This window comes from Mariniflexile gromovii (genome assembly GCF_017814435.1).
In the GTDB taxonomy this organism is placed as follows: domain Bacteria; phylum Bacteroidota; class Bacteroidia; order Flavobacteriales; family Flavobacteriaceae; genus Mariniflexile; species Mariniflexile gromovii.
In genome coordinates, this window is sequence record NZ_JAGJCB010000007.1 from 49,281 (window position 1) to 70,611 (window position 21,331).

Here is a 21,331-nt window from a genome sequence, read left to right on the forward strand (position 1 = left end):
TTTAGTAGACCTCACAGGTTTTAAAAACCTGTGAGGTCTTTATCTAAAAGAATATAGTTTCAGTTAAAACAAACCAAAACTTACCTTCTTAATCATTTAAAGGCAGTATTTCAAACTCTTTTTGCAAATGGATATCAACTGAAGAACTTCCTATTAAAACCTCAAAAGTTCCGGGTTCTACCGTCCAATTCATATTTATGTCTAAAATTTTTAAATCGTCTGGGGTTAAAGTCATGTGTATCGTTTTCGTTTCTCCAGGTTGCAATGGTACACGCTCAAAACCTCGAAGTTGCGATTCGTAAGTGGTAACACTACTCACTTTATCTTTTAAATACAATTGCACAACCTCGTCCCCTGCTCTTTTTCCAGTATTTTTTACTTTAAAGGATACTTCCATAGTACTCTGTGCTTGCTTCGTTTTTTGATTCACTACCAAATCGCTATAGGCAAACGTGGTATAACTCAACCCATAACCAAACGGATACAAGGGTCCTAAAACACGCGTATTTCCATAACCATTGGGCCCTTCACCAGGTTGTCCTGCTTGCGACCCCGGTTTAAACGGGAAATTTAAAGGAATTTGACCAACTGACTTAGGAAATGTTACTGATAATTTTCCGCCAGGGTTATAATCACCAAACAAGGTTTCAGCAATAACGTTACCTGCTTCGGTACTTGGAAACCATGCTTCTAAAATAGCTGGTAAAAATTTATGCTCCCAATTTATAGTTAATGGTTGCCCATTTATAAGCACTAAAACAACGGGTTTTCCAGTGGCATACAACGCTTGTACCAATTGAAATTGACGCCCTGGAAGTCCTAAACTGGTACGCGACTTCGTTTCGCCTACACCCTTTTCGTCTTCACCAACTACGGCAATGATAACATCGGATTGTTTCGCTTTTTCAACCGCAGCATCAATATTTGCTTGTTCTTCTTTTGAAAGTGGCGTTGGAATAATCTCGCTTCCTGGCCAATCGGGATCGATGATATCACAACCTTTTTCAAAATTTACTTCAACTTTATTGCCTGCATATTTTTTTATACCTTGATATACAGATGTTGAAGGATTAAAAGCAGGTCCGTAACGGCTATAAGTAAAATTCAGTTCGTCTGCCAAAGGACCTGTTACCAAGATATTTTTCACTTTGGAAATATCAAGTGGCAGCAAATTATTTTCATTTTTCAACAAAACCAAAGACTCTCTATTTATTTGTTTAGAAAAATCTTCATCAGCTTTTGTATGTACTACCTTATCGGCTTCTTTTGGATTTTCAACATAAGGATTGTCAAACAAACCTAACCTGAATTTTACTCGCAACACATCGGCAACACGTGAATCTATTGTTTTCATTGAAATTTTACCTTCAGCAATTAATTCACGTAAAGGCTCGATAAACGATTCTGGCGTTCTGAATGTAGTACGCACATTCAAACCAGCTTCTATTACTTGACGCACTGCCTCTTTATAATCTTTGGCAACGTGGTGTTTTTCTGAAACATATTCCACAGCTTCACTATCTGAAACCACATAACCTTTAAAACCATATTGTTCACGCAATAATTCGGTTAAAAAATAGCGACTTGCCGTTACTGGCACACCATCATAATCGTTATAACTACTCATAACACCCATAGGGGCTGCTTCTTCAATAACGCGTTTAAAAGGGTACAAATGCAATTGATGCATTTCTCGAGGCGCCACATGTGGGTCTGTTCTGGCATCACCATCTCTAGCACCTTTTGGAATGCTATACACGGCAAAATGTTTGATGGTAGAAGCTACGCCCTGCGATTGGATGCCCGATACCATTTGCTTACCCATTTCTGCAATGTGAAATGGTTCTTCACCATAACATTCCAATACACGTCCCCAACGTTGGTCGCGTGCTACATCTAAAATAGGTGCATACACATTGGTATAGCCTAAAGCTTTTGCCTCTCGCCCAACCATAGTACCTGCTTTATAAACCAAGGCTTTATTCCAAGTACTACCAATACCAATAGGAGCTGGTAATGGCGTTGCTTTTTCATGGCATAAACCGTGTACGCCTTCGTTGGTGAAATCGACAGGAATTCCCATTCGGGTTTCTTCAACGAACCATTTTTGAACTTTATTGATGGCTTCGGCGTGTGTGCTATACGGGTAGGCATAAGGCGTATGTGTTTTTTCTTGATTCCAAATGGTGTTTAGATGCTCATCGATATTAGCAATTCCATCTTTCCATACACGGTTTTTCCAGTTTGGTGTTGGAAATTCATCTTCCAAAACACGCGCAAAACCATATAATGTAGTGAGCTGACATGTTTTTTCTTCAACATTCATTAAAGAAAGTAAATTGGAAACTCTGGCATCTATATGTGCTTTGGGATCTTCAAACACATCTTTAATTCCGTTCTTATTGAAATCTATCCAACCTTTTTTGTAAATAGATTGTTTATCGGTTCTCATTCCTGTGCACAGAAAGGAAATTGTAATAACTGCTATAACTTTGAATGACTTCATTTTATGATTGATTAAGTAATTTGCACGAATTAATTTTCAGTTTAAAAAAAAACGCCACTCAAAATTTACTTAAGAGTGACGATTTTCTTTATAAATAAGTAAACTTACTATATTTAGTTAGTAGGTTTAAAATTTTCAGGAATTGCCAATGGTAAGAACCAGTTGTCTGGATTCATTAATTTTTGTTGTACCGTTGTTGCTGTTGCCGCATCGCCTGCTGATGCAAACTTACTTGCCACGGCATCTGCCACAATACTTGGATCGCTATTACGCTTAGCAAAACGTATTAAATCTTCCCATCTGGTACCTTCAAATGCTAATTCCAAAGCTGCCTCGTTTAAAATAATTTGTCCAACAGCTTGAATAGTTTCTTGTTCAGATAAATTAGAATCTACACTTATTGGTGCCACATCAACTCGTCCTCTTATACCTTGATTACCAGCTGTTATTGTACCACTTGAGTTTGCTATATAATATGTACCTGTAGCAAAGTTTAAATAGCTCTCTGGATTATTTAAAAATGGTGAATTAGAAGTTGTTGGAATGGTAGTTGAATTGAAAATACCGTTAACAACAGCTAAAGCTTGTTCTGTATGGCCAGCATAATTAATAGCTTCAGCATATCTAAGATACACTCTTGCTGCTCTGTTCCAAATAAAATACTCATATTGATATTTAGCTATTCTAGCATTTTCTCCAGAGCCAAAATACGAACTCGGGTTACCGTTATTATCTGGTATCGTTCTATTGTCTCCTTCACCTCCTGGATAGGTTGCTCCTCCTAAATAACTCTTAAACTGAGAGTCCCAGTTTGAAATAGCTAAAGTTGAAGGTTTCATTTGATTTGTAAGAACTTTAAAACTACTGTTTGGTTGTCTAAATTGATCGCTAAATGCCGTATAGTTAATCACTTCGTTATTTGTTACAGATTCCGATAAGAAAATTGAAGGCCAACCGGTTGAAACACTATAATTCCCTCCACTTAAGTTAGTAGCTACAGTATTTGATGTTAAATTATAACTACCAGTATTAAAAACATTTTTATCAAGAAAAGTTTTATAATAGGTTGCTGCTGTAACATAACTTCCTTTCCATAAATGTAAATCGCCTAAAAGCACATCATTATCCGGTATCATACTAAAAATATTATAACCCAATGAGTTTTCATATTTAGTAACATTTTCTATTCCAGCAACAGATTCTAGATTTTGGATTAACTGATCTATCCCTTGTTCAAAAGTAAGTAATGGGTAGTTTTCTTTTAAATCTTGAGTGTTAGCAATAGGCTTTGTAATATATGGAAGCTTCCCGTAGTTTATTAAAATTTGTATTTGTGCCCATGTTCTAATTCGCATGATAGAAGCGTAATCGTCTTCCAAAATACCATCATAAGCTTCGGTATCAATGCCATTAATAGCGAAATTACAATTGTTTATTATCGAGAACAATACTGATGGATTAATATATTTATTGTTTGGGTTTATGTTATGCGTATTAATTTGTCTAATATCGTCTTCTGCGTTTGCAGTAACATCTGCCAAATCGGCTCTCATTTCACCCAACACAATATACTGACCTGTAATTTCTTGCATTTGCGATAAAACTCCGAATAAAGCTGACCTTGCATCAAGCTTGTTATCGCCTAAATAATCTTCTTCCAATAACACTTCTTCTGGAGAAACGTCTAAAAGACTTTCACACGACGTTAATAGAGTTGAAGCGAAAAGTAGGCTTAAAAAAATATTTTTATACTGTTTCATTTGTTGTTTTTTAATGATTTCAATCTTCATATTCAATAAAATTATAGTCCTAATCTAACACCAATTAGTACAGAACTGTATTGTGGTGTAAAACCTGCATCTATGCCTTGTAAATAACTTACTTGAGACGCACTTACCTCAGGATCGTAACCTAAATAATCTGTGATTGTAAATATGTTATTTGCTGTTACATAAAACGTAGCGTTAAATATATCTGGGCTATATGATAAAGATATTGTTTTAAGACGTATGTAAGAACCATCTTCTATCCATCTATCTGAAAATCTTGAATTTCCAACAGCATCGCCGTAAACGGCACGTGGTATATTGGTGTTTTGGTTATCAACCGTCCAACGGTTAACTGTTGCTAAACTTTGGTTAGATAAACCATCCATAGACTCTGTTCTCCATCTTAAAGCGTTGTAAACATCGTTACCTTGGCTAAATGAGAATATAGCTGATAAGGTTAACTTTTTATAGGTGAATTTATTGTAAACCATCCCTGTGAAATCTGGATTAGGGTCTCCAATTACAACTCTATCATCTTCATTAATTACATTGTCTGAACCATTCGTGTTTACAAATCTTACATCACCGGCAACAAATGGTTGATTGAAACCTGCAAAATCCCTCCAAACCAACCCAGCGGAAGAAGCTTCTGCTGCATTGTTGTAAATACCGTCTGTTTTATAACCATAGAACAACCCTAACGCTCTTCCTTCTTCGTTTAGAATGGTAGCATTTAAGCCTTCAACGTTAATAACTTGTCTGTCTCCAGGAAGTGAAGTAATTTCATTTTTATATCTAGAAATATTACCTCCAATATCCCAACTAAAATTAGTTGTGTTCACTACACGTGCATCCATACTGAATTCTAAACCAGTATTTCTAAGTTTTCCATCGTTACTAATATAATTGTCGTATCCGTAAATAGGACTTATTTCAGTATTATTAAGTAAACCGTCTGTTACGTTATTAAAGTAATCAATATTGAAAGATAAACGTTCGTTAAATAAACCAACATCTAAACCAACGTTTGCCTTAGCGGTTTCTTCCCATCTGATAGAGCTGTTAGCTATATTACCACTTACAAGACCTGCGCCTTCTAAAAATCTTCTAGAAACAAAGTAAGATTCTGCATTGTAATTACCAATACCATCGTTACCAGTTAAACCGTAACTAGCACGTAACTTCAATTGGTCTATAGTTGAATTATTTGCCATGAAATTTTCTGAAGAAATTAACCAACCTGCACTAAGTGCTGGGAAAATACCAAGTGATTTATCATCTCCAAAACGAGAAGAAGCATCGGTAGAAATATTATAACTAACAAAATACTTATTTAAGAATGCATAATTTGCATTAGCGTAAATTGAAGCATAATTCCAGTTTCCTATACTACCCGATGTAACATATGTTAAATTACTACCACCTTCTAAAGATGTAAATTGATCATCTGCAGAGTTTCCACTGGTAGAATATGAATTTTCATAATTGTTTGTATGGTAACGGAACCCTAAGTTTACTGAAAAATCGTGAATGCCACCTACACTATTTTTGTAGTTGAATCTTGTATCGTTGTAGAATGCAAATAAACTTTCAGCATTTACCTTAGATGTTCTATTCTGTGCATCACCATATTCGTTAAATTCGGTAGAAAGTCCTAAATCTGGTAAAAACACATTTTGTCTGTTTTTTAAATAATTTGCTCCAAATAAAGAATGAACGTTTATTTTATCTGAAACCTTGTATCCAAAATCGAAAAGTCCGTATAGGTTATAATTTTTAGCTTGGAATGTAGCATTATCCACAATTGCTCTTGGGTTGCTAAAACCACCTATGTTATCTATATCTTCATAAATATCTGTTACAACACCGTCTGCATTTGGTACAAATGGTGCTAAAAATGGCGACTTATTAAGCGCAGAATAAATAGGTGACGTGCTGTATAAACCATCATCATACAAATTACGTGTAGTATAACTTACACTTAAGTTAGTATTTAACGATAATCTTTCAGTAATATTCGCTTCTGCATTAAAACGCGATGTAAATCGGCTAAAATCGGCATTTGAAACCACACCTTCATTAGTTGAATAGCCCACAGACAACCCATATTTTGCTACTTCATCTCCCCCTGTTACTCTAAAATAATATTCGTTTACATAATCATTACTGAATATTTCCTTTTGCCAATCGGTAGCATTATGATACTTTTGGTAATCTTGAAAAGCTGTATTTTCATTAAAGAAAGGCATATTAGTTATTTGGCTATTGGTATATAAGCCAGAGTTGTTTAATTGATCAGATAAATAAGATCGGTATTGATTATTGTTCATCATTGGAAGGTTCTTTGGTGCAAAATTTAAACCTCCTTGAACATAAAAATCTATTTTAGTTGAAACATCAACCGTTTTATTTGTTTCAATTAATATAACACCATTAGCACCTCTAGAACCATAAATAGATGCTGCATCTTTAATAACTGTAATGTTGGCAATATCCTTAGGATTTAAATCTGATAAAGGATCGTAACTATAACCATTTATTAACGTATTGTTAGTAAATGTGTTTGTTTCAATCATCATACCATCTAAAATGATTAATGGTTGTGTTGACCCATTTAAAGTATTGTAACCTCTAATAAAAATGTTAGCTCCGATTCCAGGGACACCAGAACGCATGATGGTACGTGTACCACTCATCTCGCCATTAATCATATTGGCAACAGATTCTTTAGGTACAGAAATAGCTCCTTCTTTAGTGGCTATGGCACTTGTAATTGAAGCTTTGGATTGATGTCCCGTAGGCATATTAGCATCTTTGTAATACGATTCAAAATCGTTATTGTAAATTGCAATTGATACACTTTTTCGTCCTTTTAATGCTACCTCTTTCGTTTGATAATTAGGGCTACTAACAATAAGAGTTGCTCCGGCGTTAGGTACTTTAATTGAGAACTTACCAGTTTTATCGGTTAGTGTAGATGCAAAGGTTCCTACTCGAACGTTAATCCCCGCTAATTGTTCTTTGCTAGCAGCATCCACTACCGTTCCTGTTACAACAATTTCAGATTTCACTTGTGCTCGCAATGCAAAAGTGATTCCTAAAAATAAAATGCAAAACAGGGTGTACGTATTTTTTAATTTCATCATAGTCAGATAATAATTCATGTTTAATTTTTAGTTGTCTTATTCGGTTGGAACTAGTTTTGCATAATCTATACCAAATGTGCGATCAAATAGTATGAGTTCAGGCTCACTAACATCAACAAATATCTTTAGTTTTACAAAATAACTATTGGCCTTTTGTTTATTAATAAACACGGGGATATCGTATGTACCACCTATTTGGATTTCCCCATCCTCTTGGTTATTTACTTCTATAGCAGGAATGTTGTCTACTACTGTGTTTTTGTTAGCATCGGTATAGCTAAATTGGAACTTTAACTTTGTGTTTTTAGAAGCTCCAACAGGTACAAACCTTAAGTGTAGCGTATAGCTTGCCGATAATACATTGCTAAAAGAAACTTCAAAATAGTTGTTGGTTTGTCCCGCATTTGGATTTTGGGTTAAATTAACTACGTTGTAGAATTGACCCGAAGACGTTCTATTAAACCTTTTTTGAATTGTTAATGCTGTGGCATTACCAATGGTTCTTCTATCTGTGTTTTCAATTTCGTAAAGTACCGGTTTGTAAATTACATTTTTAGGGTCGTAATTTAATTCATTTACTACAAATACATTTCCATTGCTTAAAGCGATATTCTCTGAAATAGAACTAGAATTTAAGTTAACTGAATTTCCTGTTGTAGTAGTAATTAGATTACCATTTAAATCGTTAATATCTACAACTGGAAAATTTAAGTTACTAAAAATGGTTCTATCTGTATTTGCCTTAATAGTATCTGCTACAGGATAACTATAGTAATCTTTAAATATATCGTAAATTCCTGTATAGGCTTGTTCTGTTAAACCTATAAAAGAATAACGTCTTTCTTCAGAACTTAAATCACCTATAGTCTTGAAATAAGAATTTGATGAAACAAAAACCGAATCGTAAACCGACTGTCCTAAAGAATTGGTTCCTATTTTAACACTACTAGCCTCATCAAAAACAGTTTCGTTAAATTGAGTTAGAAAAGTCATTAACGAAGGATATTCGCTTTCGTTACTGTTAAGGTATCCCCAAATATTTGGGCTAACCTCTAAAACTTCATTTATAGTGTGTAGAATACCATTAGATGTCAGTATGTCTTTTGTTGCAAGATTTATACCTCCAAAAGTAGAAGCTCCAGATGTATTAATGAATTCAATATATTTATCATTGAACATTTTCACAAGGGTTTCCTGATTACTGGTTGTGTTATAAGAAAATAAGCTTATGTGATTTCCTATCAACTCTTTTAACGCATCAGGATCATTTAATATAGCACTAGACACTTGAGCAAAAGCTGCATTGTTTGGTGCCCAAACGGTATAGGCTTGCGATGTTTGTAATTGACTTTTATAGCCAGTTTGTTCAAGTAATGTAACAAATGTTGAATATTCTGGATTTTCAGACAATACCGTAAATATGTTCTTTTCTAGTCTAGAATCTTGTTGGTCGTAGTGGTCATCCCAAGCTTCTTCTTTACAGCTGACCGTAAGGAATATACAAACGATTACCAGTAATCGACTGAAATTAAATATGCAATTGTTTTTGTTCTTCATTATTAATTGTTTAATTATTTTTCTTAATATGAAGGAATCCAATTTAGGTTATCATTGGATTCCTCCCAGTTTAATAGTTTCTAATCATTATAACAGTTTGAATCGTCTGCTGGTCCATTTTCAACAACAGGGATCCACTCTATGTAATCTATTGGCATAGCTCCTGACTTAACAGCCTCTAGCCTGACAACATGGCGCTTTTGTTCAGGACAAAGTAATTCTTTGGTAACAATAAATCTACTCCAATTGTGTCCGTCGTATTGGGCGACTCCCGACCCATTTTTAATGCATTTATAACCGTGACGCCATCCTCTAGATTCCATAAGAGCTTCATCTGGAAATCCTTTGGCAGCAGCATTTAAAGTTAGATTGTACAGTGCCCCTACTGGCTCGCCATCCCAATATGTTTGGTAAATACCTCTAGAACTGGCACCACCATTACTACATATTAACATTTCATACTTTCCTTTAGGTAATACGGGTGTATCAAATTCTATCCAAGCAAAACCACTTACGTCAAATACATCATAATTTAAAGCAGAATTACTAGATGCACCAGACCATCGCTTATCGCCTTCTGGAAACCATCTTACAAATTCATAAGCCGTACTTGGTACGTTTACTCTATTCCCAATTAATCTAGACTGAATTTCTGGTTGATCACTCACCACATCAAAAATAATATGTTTTGGTTTTGGCGTGAATATGGTAAATAACTTATTCACCGTATGGTAAACCCCATTTTTGGCAGGAAAGTTACTTTCACTAATAATTAAAGAAACCCAGGTATCATTCTCGCCCGTTTCGGTCTCGTTTATTCTAAGTTCAGTATCAGTTTTAAAAGATTTCCAGGCATTTCTTTCTAAAACTGTATTTACAAAAGCATTACTTGGGAAATTTCTTGAATATAAAAAGTTTTGAGTAGCGTGGTATGCTACAAACCTGTTTAATTCATTTTGAGGATTGGTAAAATCACTATCATTTGGAGAAATTCTGCTAACCAAATCATTAAATGAGTTAATACCTTCTTGTGCATAAACCACATCCGATTCTGCTAAAAGAGTAAAATTAGTTCTAGAACCAAACTCATTAAATATAACCGAAAATTTTTGATAATATCCGGTTTGTTTTAAGGCTTCAACAAAAATAGTATGTTTACCCGCTTTATCCATAACTACAGGTACTGGATCTATATAAGGATCTAATACACCATTAATAGTATGTATAAGACCATTACTAGTACTTATGTCGTATTGTTCCAACCCTACCGTACGGTTAATTTCAACATTAGCTATTCCACCTCCTTTTAAAAAAGATGTTGTAAGGTAATCTCCTGTAAAAGTTGTATCCGCAAGTCTTCCTTCTACAAAACCACTGGTTCCTCTACCTGATGGTATGGTTTGGAACTTTACAACAATTTTTAAAAACTCAATATCTTCAGCATTCGTTATTTGGCTTACCGATTCTACATTGAATTTTTCCATCAAATAAGCCTTTACAGCTTCATTTGTAGGTGCAAAACAGGTATAGTTTCCATAACTTTTAAAAGAATTGTAAAAGTCGGTTTTTTTAAGAATCTCTATGTAAGACGAAAACGTCTCTGGGTTAGATTCTAATGTCTGAATAATCGTCATTTGATCCGAAGTAAAAAATGTGGTTCCATCGAGTTTGTCATTGCATCCTATCATGCCAAGCATAATTAAGGCAAGCCCTCCAATCCAAGTAATAAGTCTATTATTTTTCATAACAATATGAGTTTTGAATTAAATTAGGGTTAAAAATATTTTGATTTTAATACAATGGAGAATAAAATAAAGCGCTGAATAATGCTTAAATTATTTTTGTAACAACTAACCTTGTTTTCTCCTTCACAAGGTTAGTTACTACTTTTAAGCCAATGAAATTAACTATGCCATATTTCTATTGCTCATTTAAATTTTTTAATTACTTCTTTTTTATAAATCTTAACTATCATCAAGTTATTTACTTGCAGATAGATTTTATTATTTTTAGTCATTATAACAGTTTGAATCGTCCGCTGGTCCATTTTCAACAACAGGAATCCATTCTATGTAATCTATTGGCATAACTCCTGCTTTAACAGCTTCTAATCTAACAACATGGCGCTTTTGCTCTGGACAAAGTAATTCTTTGGTTACAACAAATCTACTCCAACTGTGTGAGTCGTATTGGGCGGCTCCTGACTTATTTGTAATACATTTATAACCGTGACGCCATCCTCTAGATTCCATAAGAGCTTCATCTGGAAATCCTTTGCCTCCAGAATTCAAAGTTAGATTATACAGCGCACCAACAGGTTCGCCATCCCAATATGTTTGGTAAATTCCTCTAGAACCAGCACCACCATTACTACATATTAACATTTCATACTTTCCTTTAGGTAATACGGGTGTATCAAATTCTATCCAAGAAAAACCACTTACGTCAAATACATCATAATTTAAAGCAGAATTATTAGATGAACCGGACCATCGCTTATTTCCTTCTGGAAACCATCTTACAAATTCATAAGCCGTACTTGGTACGTTTACTCTATTCCCAATTAATCTTGACTGAATTTCTGGTTGATCACTTACCACATCAAAAATAATATGTTTTGGTTTTGGCGTGAATATGGTAAACAACTTATTAACCGTATGGTAAACTCCATTCTTTGCAGGAAAATTACTTTCTCTGATTATTAATGATGTCCAAGTATCATCCGTACCTGTTTCGGTTTCGTTTATTTTAAGTTCTGTGTCTGTTTTAAAAGATTTCCAAGCATTTCTTTCTAAAACTGTATTTACAAAATTATCTTCTGGAAAATTTCTTGAGTATAAAAAATTCTGGGTAGCATGATAAGCGACATATCTGTTTAACTCATTTTGAGGATTGGTAAAATCACTATCATTTGGAGAAAACGTGTTTACCAAATCATCAAATGAATTAATACCTTCTTGTGCATAAATTTCATCGGATTCAGCCAAAATGGTAAAATTGTTTTTTGAACCAAATTCATTGAAAATAACTGAAAACTTTTCATAATATCCCGTTTGTTTTAAGGCTTCAACAAAAATAGTATGTTTCCCAGCTTTATCCATAACTACGGGTACTGGATCAACATATGGATCTAGCACTCCATTTATGCTGTGTATAAGACCATTAGCGGCTTTAATATCATACATTTCTAACCCTACTGTGCGGTTAATTTCTACATTGGCTATTCCGCCTCCTTTTAAAAAGGATGTAGTAAGGTAATCTCCTGTAAAAGTAGTGTCTGTAAGTCTGCCTTCAACAAAACCACTAGTTCCTCTTCCTGACGGTATGGTTTGAAACTTTACAACAATTTTTAAAAACTCAATATCTTCAGCACTAGTTATTTGGCTTACCGATTCTACATTGAATTTTTCCATTAAATAAGCCTTTACAGCTTCGTTTGTAGGTACAAAACTGGTATAGTTTCCATAACTTTTAAAAGCATTATACAAATCTGTTTTTTTAAGAATCTCAACGTAAGACGAAAACGTCTCGGGATTAGATTCCAATGTTTGGATAATAGTCATCTCATCCGAAGTAAAGAACGTTGTATCCTCTAGTTCGTCTTTGCACCCTACACAGACGACCATAATTAATACGATGCTGCCTAGCCATGTAATAAATTTTTTAGTTCTCATAATATATAGTTTAATTTAGTTTTAGTTTTCGTAATAAGGGTTCTGAACTAAATTAGGATTCAGGTTAACCTCATTTAAATATATTGGCAAATAATAAGATTCTTTCTCAGAATAATAACTTAAAATTTGCTCATAATCGTCCGGTCCGGCTTTCACTGTTGCTAAATCTAACATAAGATACTGATTCTCAAAATTATTACGTTTAGCAAAGCGTAATAAATCGTACCATCTTTTTCCTTCAAATGCAAGTTCTTTTTGGCGTTCCAACAATAAAGCATTTAGCAATTCGCCTTCTGTTGAGATAGGATCTAAAGGTGCTCCAATAGCACGCTCATGCACTTGGTTAATAAGATTGTAAGCCTTAATTAAATCTTTATTTGTTGTAGAAAGTATATAGGCTTCAGCTTGCATTAATAAAATATCGGCATATCTGTAAAAAATGAATGTGTTATAAAACTGGTTTTGTCCTCTATAAAGACCTGATGCATCTACCCCAGCATATTTAAAAACCGAATTTTGAGACATACCAAATGTTGCTAAATTTCCTCTTACATCATTAGGAAACTGGTTATATAATTGAAATATTTGATTGTAGGGTGCATAAATAGGATTACCTACATAAAATGAATTTCTTAATGTAACATTGATATCGCTAAACTGAAGTTCAAAAATACCTTCATCTGAATTACCTTCGAAGAAGATATCGTTAAACCAATCCGCACCATCTACCAAACGGTATTTATTCAAGTTTACTAATCGTGTAGTTACATCTATACAGTTGTCATACTGCTCATCCCACAAATAAATATCTGCCAATATTGCTAATGCTGCTCCTTTGGTCATTTTTCCTTTATCGTGAGCTGGCGATTGTGCAAATCCTAGATTAAGGTCATTTACAGCCGCTTCAAGATCTGTTGTTATTTGAGCAATAATTTCATCTTCTGTGCTTTTTGCTGGATAAAAATCTGTATCTGTGTTAGCTGTAGCCGTTAATATTAATGGTACCTCTTTAAAGTTTTTAACCAATATAGAGTAAACTAAAGAACGAATGGTTATGGCCTCGGCTTTAATTCTTCTTAGTTCTTGTTCTGTAAAAGACAAATCGTTTGCTTGTGCTTGATCGGCAAAAGTTAATACCAAGTTACAATGGTTAATGGTTTTGTAAAATTGGCTCCAGTCTACAAAAGAATTGCTAGGGAACATATAGTTCTTAAGCATATTGTTTTGGTTGTTTCCCGCTCTTAAGGAAACCAACATGTCTCCTCTTAGTTCTCCCCACAACAATACTTTATCTGTAAAACCAGACTGGTTCATAGATGCATAACACCCTGCAAGCGCAGCAGATACCTGTTCTTTATTTTTCCAGAACTCTTGTTGTATTAAACTATCTTGTGGTTCCAATTGTAAATAACTATCGCATGAAAACAATGTTATAAATAGTATTGGAATGATGGCGTATATTTTAATTATGTTTCGTTTCATAATGTTTTATAAATTTTTACAATTTAGAATGACAGATTTACCCCTAAAGTTATCTGTTGAGACCTTGGTGTTTGATTGGTATCGTAACCAAGTTTTTTCCAATCACTACTACCTCCAGTTTCTGGATCTGGACCAGAATACTTAGTAAACGTAAGCAAATCTGTACCAGTAACAAAAAGCGATGCACTATTAAAGTTCAGTTTTTGAATAAATGTTTTTGGTAAATCGTATTTAAGGGTTATGAACTTCATTCTTAAAAAAGAGGCGTCTTCAAGAAAACGATCGGAAGCCAGTGTATTTACAGGGCTATTTAAAACAGCTCTTGGAATATCGGTAACATCGCCCTCAAACCTCCATCTACGTAAAACCGCAGTGTTTTGGTTATCAAAATTATCCATACTTTCAGTTTCCATTCTTGCAAGGTTAATAACCTTTTGGTTGTACCTAAAGTTAAAGAATGCATTAAAAGATAAGTTTTTATATCTAACCGTTGGTCCAAAACCACCATACAATAAAGGATTGGCATTACCTAAATAAACAACATCCAAACGGTCTATACTACCGTCATTATTTACATCCTCGTATTTAGCCTCTCCTGGTTGAAACAAACGTCTACTTGGACCAAACGCCATACCTTTTGGCGTACCATTTAAATCGTATATAATATTGCCATTTTCATCACGTGCCACTAACTCCTCAGTAGTACTATACACGCCTAGGTATCTATATCCATAAAATGACCCAATTGGGTTATTTTCTTGAATTCTTTTAAGATACCCATTTGGTCCTGTAGCAAAAGGATCACCATCTTCAACATCTTGTGCCTCAGATATTTTTGTAATAAGATTGGTATTACGTGCTATGTTGAAATTCACTTCCAATGAAAAATCATTGTTTTGAATTAATTTTGTTCTAACACTTAATTCAAATCCTTGGTTCGAAATATTTCCTAAATTAAGAAAAGGTAAATTTGAAAAACCTGATGATGAAGGAATTGCAGTATCCTTTCCTAATAAATCTTTAGTTTCTTTTTTATAAAATTCTAAATCTCCACTTACACGATTATCAAAAAATGAATATGTAAGACCTAAGTTACTCTGTATGATAGTTTCCCATCTTAAATCGGTTAACTCCATGTTATCTGGATATACCGGACGCTCACCAAGATAATCATAATTATAGGTAGAATAGGTGTTGTACTGCCCGTAGTTAAAGTTTGGCGAGTTACCGTTTACACCATAACTGGCTCTTAAACCTAACTCATCAATAAAGTCATACGATTCCATAAAAGGCTCGTCAGAAAGTATCCATTTAGCTGCAATACTAGGGAACGTACCGTATCTATAACTACTACCAAATCTAGAGTTTCCTTCAGAACGAATACCACCACTTAAGATATAGCGATCTAAGAACTGGTAATTGAACATAAAGTTATAAGCTATGGATCTGTTTTGTGAAAAACTAGAGCCCAAACTGTTACCAGATCCTTCTATTCTTGTTTGTGCAATAGGCGTTTGTATTAAACTACTTGGGGAATTACTTGTTATAGCAGAATATCCTTGACTTGTTTTATCATAAGTTTGAATGGTTCCACTAGTAAAAATAGAATGGTTATCGCCTAAATTAGGATTCCAAATAAGTTTGTTTTCTGTACGCATTACAAAAAATTCGGCATCAGCAAATCTTGATAAGTTAGCAGCAGAATTTGTCCACGATGCTCCAAATGCTGCTTCCGGTATGAAATTAGACTGCTTATCCGTGTTAACATCAAACGCAATATAACCATCATATGTTAACTGTTTTAAAGGCTTATAATTAAGCCTAAAAGTAGGCGTAATTCTATTATTCTCTACATTGGTAGTAGATAATTTAGCCATGGCAACCGGATTATAATAAGATAAACCACCTCCTTGAAATGCATCTACAGGTGTAAAATACACTTCGGTTGGGTTACCAAACTCATCCAATTCATAAATGGATTGATTTGGCATTTTTCTAAGAGCGAGCTCCCTAATTTTATCAAAAGACTTATCTAAAGACCCATGGGTATATGCCAACTCTGTAGAAATACGCAATTTATTAGAAATGTTATAATCTAAAATGGTTCTAGTTGTAAAGGTTTTTAACCCACTACCAATGGTAGTACCTTGTTGGTTTTTATAACTGGCAGATACACGGTAAGCCGATTTTTCTCCACCTCCTGATACACCTAAAAAGTGTTCGTGTGTGTAACCTAATTGCGTTATTTCATCTACCCAATTAACATTCTTGTTATAAAGATTGTATTGCGCATAATTTGGATCGTACTCAATTTGAGGTTGGCTAGTTGTATTATTAACCGCCGTAAGCTCATCTTTAATTAGAGTAGAGTATTGGTCTCCATTTAGCATAGGCATTCCTTCAGGTTGCCATCCCACACTACCTCTGTAACTGTAAGAAAATTGAGCTTTACCTTTAGCTCCTCTTTTTGTTTTAATAAGCAAAACTCCATTTGCTGCACGCGAACCGTATTGAGCTGTAGCAGCGGCATCTTTTAATACTGAAATTTCCTCAATATCATTTGGCGATACACCAATTAAGGCAGCATATTGTTGTTCATCGGCAGAACCAAAATCGAATAATGCATCAATTTCTGTTTCAAAAGGCACACCATTGATAACAATTAATGGTTCAGAAGAAGCATTTAGTGATGATGTTCCACGTATTCTGATGGACATACCAGCTCCGGGCTCACCTGAACTTGCAACAATATCTACACCACTTAAGCGTCCTTGTAGCTGATCAACAAGACCTGTAGAAACGGTTTCACTAATATCTTTCATATCAATGGTTTCCATAGCTGTAGCTATACGGCGTTTGTCCATTTCAAAATCTCCAGTAAACACCTTCTTTGTGCCTCGAATTACGATGGCGTCTAATTCTGAAATGTCTTCTTTTAATGCAATGTTAAATTGCGTTTGTTTTCCTGGAACCAATTGTTTGGTAACAAAACCTACATAGGAAAACGTTATTGTATTATTTGGATTTGAGACTTTTAATGAATAATTTCCATTAAAATCTGCAACAACACCATTAATAATACGATTGTTTTTATCTTTTTCAGCTATCGTAGCTCCGGTTAAGGGTAGTCCGTCTGATTCGGCGGTAACTACACCTGTAATAATAATAGATTGCGACTGTGCTGACATGTTGTACATTGAAAACAATGCAAACACTATCATTAAGGCATAGGAATATGACTTGTGTTTATCCTTCATACTTATCAAGCTTTTGTTGGTTTTCTAGTTTAAATAATTTTCAATTTCGTGAATCACTACTCTTCTGGACAGTAAGTTTGTCACGGCTCCTGTTTCGGTAATTACCTCTCCAGTTGCTGGTTTTTTTATTGTTAGATTTGATGTTGCATGGTTATTTTCGAATAAGTATTCATCGTAAACTGGTACAAAATCAATAACTTTTCCAAAGTACATAGATGCGTATGAACCTGCTGTTATACCATCTGTTGGAATAGCTTGTTGTATAAAATGCTTTTTAGCAAAATTTAAAAGATCTTGTTTAGCAATAGCCTGTTCAAGGGCTGGTAAAGAATTTACTGTACTTGGTTCTACTATAACACCATCACTAATGGCTTGGTTAACGGCATTATTATTTGGCGCTAATAATGTAAATGTTCTTGACAAATTTAAGAAACTTACCAATTTATCATTATTATTATTAGGTATTGCAACAAAACCTCCCGTAGATTCCATGACTTCAATAAATCTTGAAAATGTTGCTGAATTATCTACTAAAGCCCCATAAGTAAACTTCAAAGGTCTTTCTATAGCCCGAGACATTTCATAAAACTTACCGTTATCTGTATCTCTAACAGAAGTAACTAGTGCAGGATCGTTTATATTACCACCGCCTGACACTTTAGTGCCCTCAGATACATAAATAAACTCACCACTTTTTGTAGCATAGTAATTATTACTACTAAGATCTACCGCTTTTTCTACTATTTGGTTAAGGACAATATCTTTTAATGTATTTGTTACATAAGCTACGTCTGCAGAAGTAGGACTATTTATATCTAATGGATAACGACGGTTGTTTGCTGCTACAGGATCTCCTGTCACTTCTATTTGTATTACTGATAGATCTGCTGTATAAGCAACTATACTTATTTTTCTTGAATCACTGTTGGGGTCGGCAATATTTACATATTGATCATTCTTAATTCCGAATACTGAAAATTGAGAACCTCTACTTTGCAAAGCAACATCAATCCCTAAATCTTTCACCGCTTTTAACATGATAGTATAATCCGGGTCTAATAATAAAGGTCCTAAAATTGTTGAAAAGTTAGCATTAGTATATACTTTATCTATACCAACAAATAAACCATTAGTACACATTTTTACGTCTACAACATCATTTATATTATAATCAACAAGTTGCAAACCAACATTTAAAGTTTCGCCTTGGTTACTAGGGCAAAGTGTCCAAAAGTGTGTAAAGAAAAATGTACTAATAAATTTACCAAGAACATCCAATGGCATATCATCATAAGAATCATAAAACTGCCCAAGAATACTATCTCCTTGCAGGTATGCCTCCAAAGCATCATTAGTAGGTACCACCAACCCTGTTGCATTAGCTAAAGTTCTATCCACAGAATTAAGTAAAAGCGGATATGATTCATCATAAGGGTTGAAGGGTAAATAGTTATTTGTTACACCTGTTAAAAAATTTAAATAGTAAAGTGGTTCTATCTCTCCTGTTGCTTCATTAGGCAAATTACCCCTAAAATCCATATATGCAAAACGCTCTAACAATTGCTTAAAACGTGTATACTTACCACCATATTCTTCTGAAGTAAGGTTTTTGTATTGAGTATTTCTTGGTTCAATCACCTTGTCTAAAGCATAAATCATTCCGTTCTCAGCAACAATATTAGTTTCTGATACGTTTGCCTCAAATACTTTCATACCATTGTCTGTAAATGTTTCACCAGGAAACATAAAGGCATAATCCGATGTTTGAAAATCAGCTTTAGTATCAAAATAAGACTGAAGGAAATATGTTGTAGGTTTAATTTTCCCGTAACTTTGATCAATCCTATATACACCTGGAGGCGGTGTATTAGCAGTTTCATATAGGTTATAATCTTCGGTATTAATTGTTGCAATAGTATCTTGATACTGTGTACGACGTTTAAAAGCACTACCCGCATAAAATTGGCTTGGGTAATAAGTCAGCGTTGTTGTATTCCATCCACTAGTTATTATTGAATACTGCACAATATGCAATAATCTACTAGAAGGGATATCATCAACAGATGTATAACCTTCTGCTTGCATAAACTTTTCAAAAGCTTCATCTGTTGGAGCAAAAATAGTCCATGACCCTCCTTTTACTAAGGGATCTTTATACTCAGTTTTATCAATGCATTGTAAATAATAATTAAAGTTCCCCATGGATTCTAGCTGGCTATAAATAGTACCAGCCAAATCATTTGGTCGAGCAAATTCGAGAGGATCAGGCTTGCAGCCAAAAGTTGATATAATTATAAATAACATAATTATACCCATTCTATGCGTCATTTTTTTTACCATGTTTTAATGTAATTGAGATTAGTAAAAATTTTCATTTAATTAGTTTTTAATTTACTGTTAATATTTAGTTTAATTTAAGTTAGCAATATCTTAACATATGGTTCTTAGATATGTTAATATTTGTTAACGCAATTAATAAAAAACTAGGTCTTTAATTAATAAATTATGGTTCTTTAATAATAAATTATCGCCCTTTTTATGTATTTTTTATGGAAAAAACCTAGTATTTACCTTAGCTGAGGTGCTTTTAAGGTAATTTCTTACTCTTCTAGTTGTTTTAATTAAAGCAATTAAATTTTAAAAGTTTTATATATGTATACAAACTATTAAGGAGGTTTTGAGGTATCTTAATTTAAGCAATTATCTTCATTTTACAAACATTTTTTAGCCCCTTAACCATTAAGTACATATGAATGGTATATACTTATATTTCGTGGTATTAAGCAAAAGCTAAACTTATACAAATTCCCTTAGCGGTTTTTAATGGTGTTTAAAGAAAAAATACGTCTAAATTCGTTTGTAAAAAAAAAGGCGGGTTAAAAAACCCGCCTTTTTAATTACTTCATTTTAGAAAACTTCTAAAAGCTTTTTATACTACTCTATATTGTATCTTGTAAGTATGAATTAATAATAAACCTCTAATACATCGGCGTTACTAGACTTTAATTCAACATTCTTAATTGCAGCTGGCAAAAACAAGGTTTCACCTTTTACTACTTTATAGGTTTTGCCTTCATAAACTAAATCTAAAGAACCTTCTACACATATGTATATAACAAACGAATCTAAATTTGAATAATCCTTTTTAATTTCGCCTTTTATATTTAATATATTGGTTTTAAAGTAAGGAGAATGTACTAAGGTATTTGTTTCATTTTCAGCTACTACATAATCAGTTTTGTAATTGCTATCAAAACTATAATCTATAACATCTACAGCTAAATCAGTATGTAATTCTCTAGTTTTACCTGTTGTTGCATCAACACGATCGTAATCGTAAATTCTATAAGTGATATCCGATGTTTGCTGAATTTCAGCTAACATAACACCTGCACCAATGGCATGAATACGACCCGTTGGAATGTAATACGTATCGCCTTTAGAAACGGTATCATTATTTAATACTTCCAAAATTTTACCTGAATCCAATGCTTTTATATAGGATGCTTTATCAACTTTTTGATTGAAACCTACAATTAATTCAGCATCTTTTTCAGCTTCCATAACATACCACATTTCATTTTTACCAAATGAATTGTGACGCTGTTTAGCTATTTCGTTACTTGGATGTACTTGAATGGATAAAGGTGTTTTAGCATCAATAAACTTAATTAGTAATGGAAATTCCTCACCAAATTTTTTGTAAACATGAGCCCCAACAACATCTTCTTTAAAGTCTTTAATTAAATCTCTTAACGATTTTCCTGCTAACGCTCCTTCACTTACCAGTGTTTCATCACCTTTTACATCTGAAATCTCCCAAGATTCGCCTATATTCTCTTCAGTATAATTTTTATTTAAAACTGTTTTCAACTTATTCCCACCCCAAATTCTATATTTATAAAGGGGCGTGAATTTTATTGGATATAATGTCATACTT

General features: G+C 33.8%; 10 protein-coding genes. All 10 read right to left on the reverse strand.

Features of this window, described 5'->3' with window-relative positions:
- Positions 1–88 precede the first annotated feature (88 nt).
- Positions 89–2,506 carry a glycoside hydrolase family 3 N-terminal domain-containing protein gene (locus tag J8H85_RS09100; protein ID WP_209654793.1) on the reverse strand — a complete coding sequence of 806 codons (2,418 nt, stop codon included), beginning with the start codon at positions 2,504–2,506 and terminating at the stop codon, positions 89–91.
- Between the two features lie 113 nt (positions 2,507–2,619).
- Complete coding sequence (locus tag J8H85_RS09105; RefSeq protein WP_209654802.1) at positions 2,620–4,266, reverse strand: RagB/SusD family nutrient uptake outer membrane protein; 1,647 nt, start codon at positions 4,264–4,266, stop codon at positions 2,620–2,622.
- A gap of 41 nt (positions 4,267–4,307) precedes the next feature.
- On the reverse strand, positions 4,308–7,439 hold the full coding sequence (locus J8H85_RS09110) for a SusC/RagA family TonB-linked outer membrane protein (RefSeq protein WP_209654812.1): 3,132 nt from the start codon (positions 7,437–7,439) through the stop codon (positions 4,308–4,310).
- 18 nt (positions 7,440–7,457) lie between these two features.
- Positions 7,458–8,978, reverse strand: a complete 1,521-nt coding sequence (locus J8H85_RS09115; protein ID WP_209654814.1) for a fasciclin domain-containing protein — start codon at positions 8,976–8,978, stop codon at positions 7,458–7,460.
- An 80-nt stretch (positions 8,979–9,058) separates the two neighbouring features.
- The gene (locus J8H85_RS09120; protein ID WP_209654816.1) at positions 9,059–10,723 is read right to left on the reverse strand and encodes a fasciclin domain-containing protein; all 1,665 of its coding nucleotides are present in this window, start codon (positions 10,721–10,723) and stop codon (positions 9,059–9,061) included.
- 264 nt (positions 10,724–10,987) lie between these two features.
- The gene (locus J8H85_RS09125) at positions 10,988–12,652 is read right to left on the reverse strand and encodes a fasciclin domain-containing protein (RefSeq protein WP_209654818.1); all 1,665 of its coding nucleotides are present in this window, start codon (positions 12,650–12,652) and stop codon (positions 10,988–10,990) included.
- Positions 12,653–12,673: 21 nt separating this feature from the next.
- Positions 12,674–14,134 (reverse strand): RagB/SusD family nutrient uptake outer membrane protein, encoded by a 1,461-nt coding sequence (locus tag J8H85_RS09130; RefSeq protein WP_209654819.1) that lies wholly within the window; start codon positions 14,132–14,134, stop codon positions 12,674–12,676.
- A 23-nt stretch (positions 14,135–14,157) separates the two neighbouring features.
- Complete coding sequence (locus J8H85_RS09135; RefSeq protein WP_209654827.1) at positions 14,158–17,391, reverse strand: SusC/RagA family TonB-linked outer membrane protein; 3,234 nt, start codon at positions 17,389–17,391, stop codon at positions 14,158–14,160.
- Positions 17,392–17,415: 24 nt separating this feature from the next.
- Complete coding sequence (locus J8H85_RS09140; protein ID WP_209654829.1) at positions 17,416–19,719, reverse strand: fasciclin domain-containing protein; 2,304 nt, start codon at positions 19,717–19,719, stop codon at positions 17,416–17,418.
- A 636-nt stretch (positions 19,720–20,355) separates the two neighbouring features.
- On the reverse strand, positions 20,356–21,327 hold the full coding sequence (locus J8H85_RS09145) for a type I phosphomannose isomerase catalytic subunit (protein ID WP_209654831.1): 972 nt from the start codon (positions 21,325–21,327) through the stop codon (positions 20,356–20,358).
- Positions 21,328–21,331: the final 4 nt, after the last annotated feature.

Coding starts and splice junctions, on each gene's coding strand:
- J8H85_RS09100 (WP_209654793.1), bottom strand. CDS start 2,506: ATGAAGTCATTCAAAGTTATAGCAGTTATTACAATTTCCTTTCTGTGC.
- J8H85_RS09105 (WP_209654802.1), bottom strand. CDS start 4,266: ATGAAACAGTATAAAAATATTTTTTTAAGCCTACTTTTCGCTTCAACT.
- J8H85_RS09110 (WP_209654812.1), bottom strand. CDS start 7,439: ATGAATTATTATCTGACTATGATGAAATTAAAAAATACGTACACCCTG.
- J8H85_RS09115 (WP_209654814.1), bottom strand. CDS start 8,978: ATGAAGAACAAAAACAATTGCATATTTAATTTCAGTCGATTACTGGTA.
- J8H85_RS09120 (WP_209654816.1), bottom strand. CDS start 10,723: ATGAAAAATAATAGACTTATTACTTGGATTGGAGGGCTTGCCTTAATT.
- J8H85_RS09125 (WP_209654818.1), bottom strand. CDS start 12,652: ATGAGAACTAAAAAATTTATTACATGGCTAGGCAGCATCGTATTAATT.
- J8H85_RS09130 (WP_209654819.1), bottom strand. CDS start 14,134: ATGAAACGAAACATAATTAAAATATACGCCATCATTCCAATACTATTT.
- J8H85_RS09135 (WP_209654827.1), bottom strand. CDS start 17,391: ATGAAGGATAAACACAAGTCATATTCCTATGCCTTAATGATAGTGTTT.
- J8H85_RS09140 (WP_209654829.1), bottom strand. CDS start 19,719: ATGACGCATAGAATGGGTATAATTATGTTATTTATAATTATATCAACT.
- J8H85_RS09145 (WP_209654831.1), bottom strand. CDS start 21,327: ATGACATTATATCCAATAAAATTCACGCCCCTTTATAAATATAGAATT.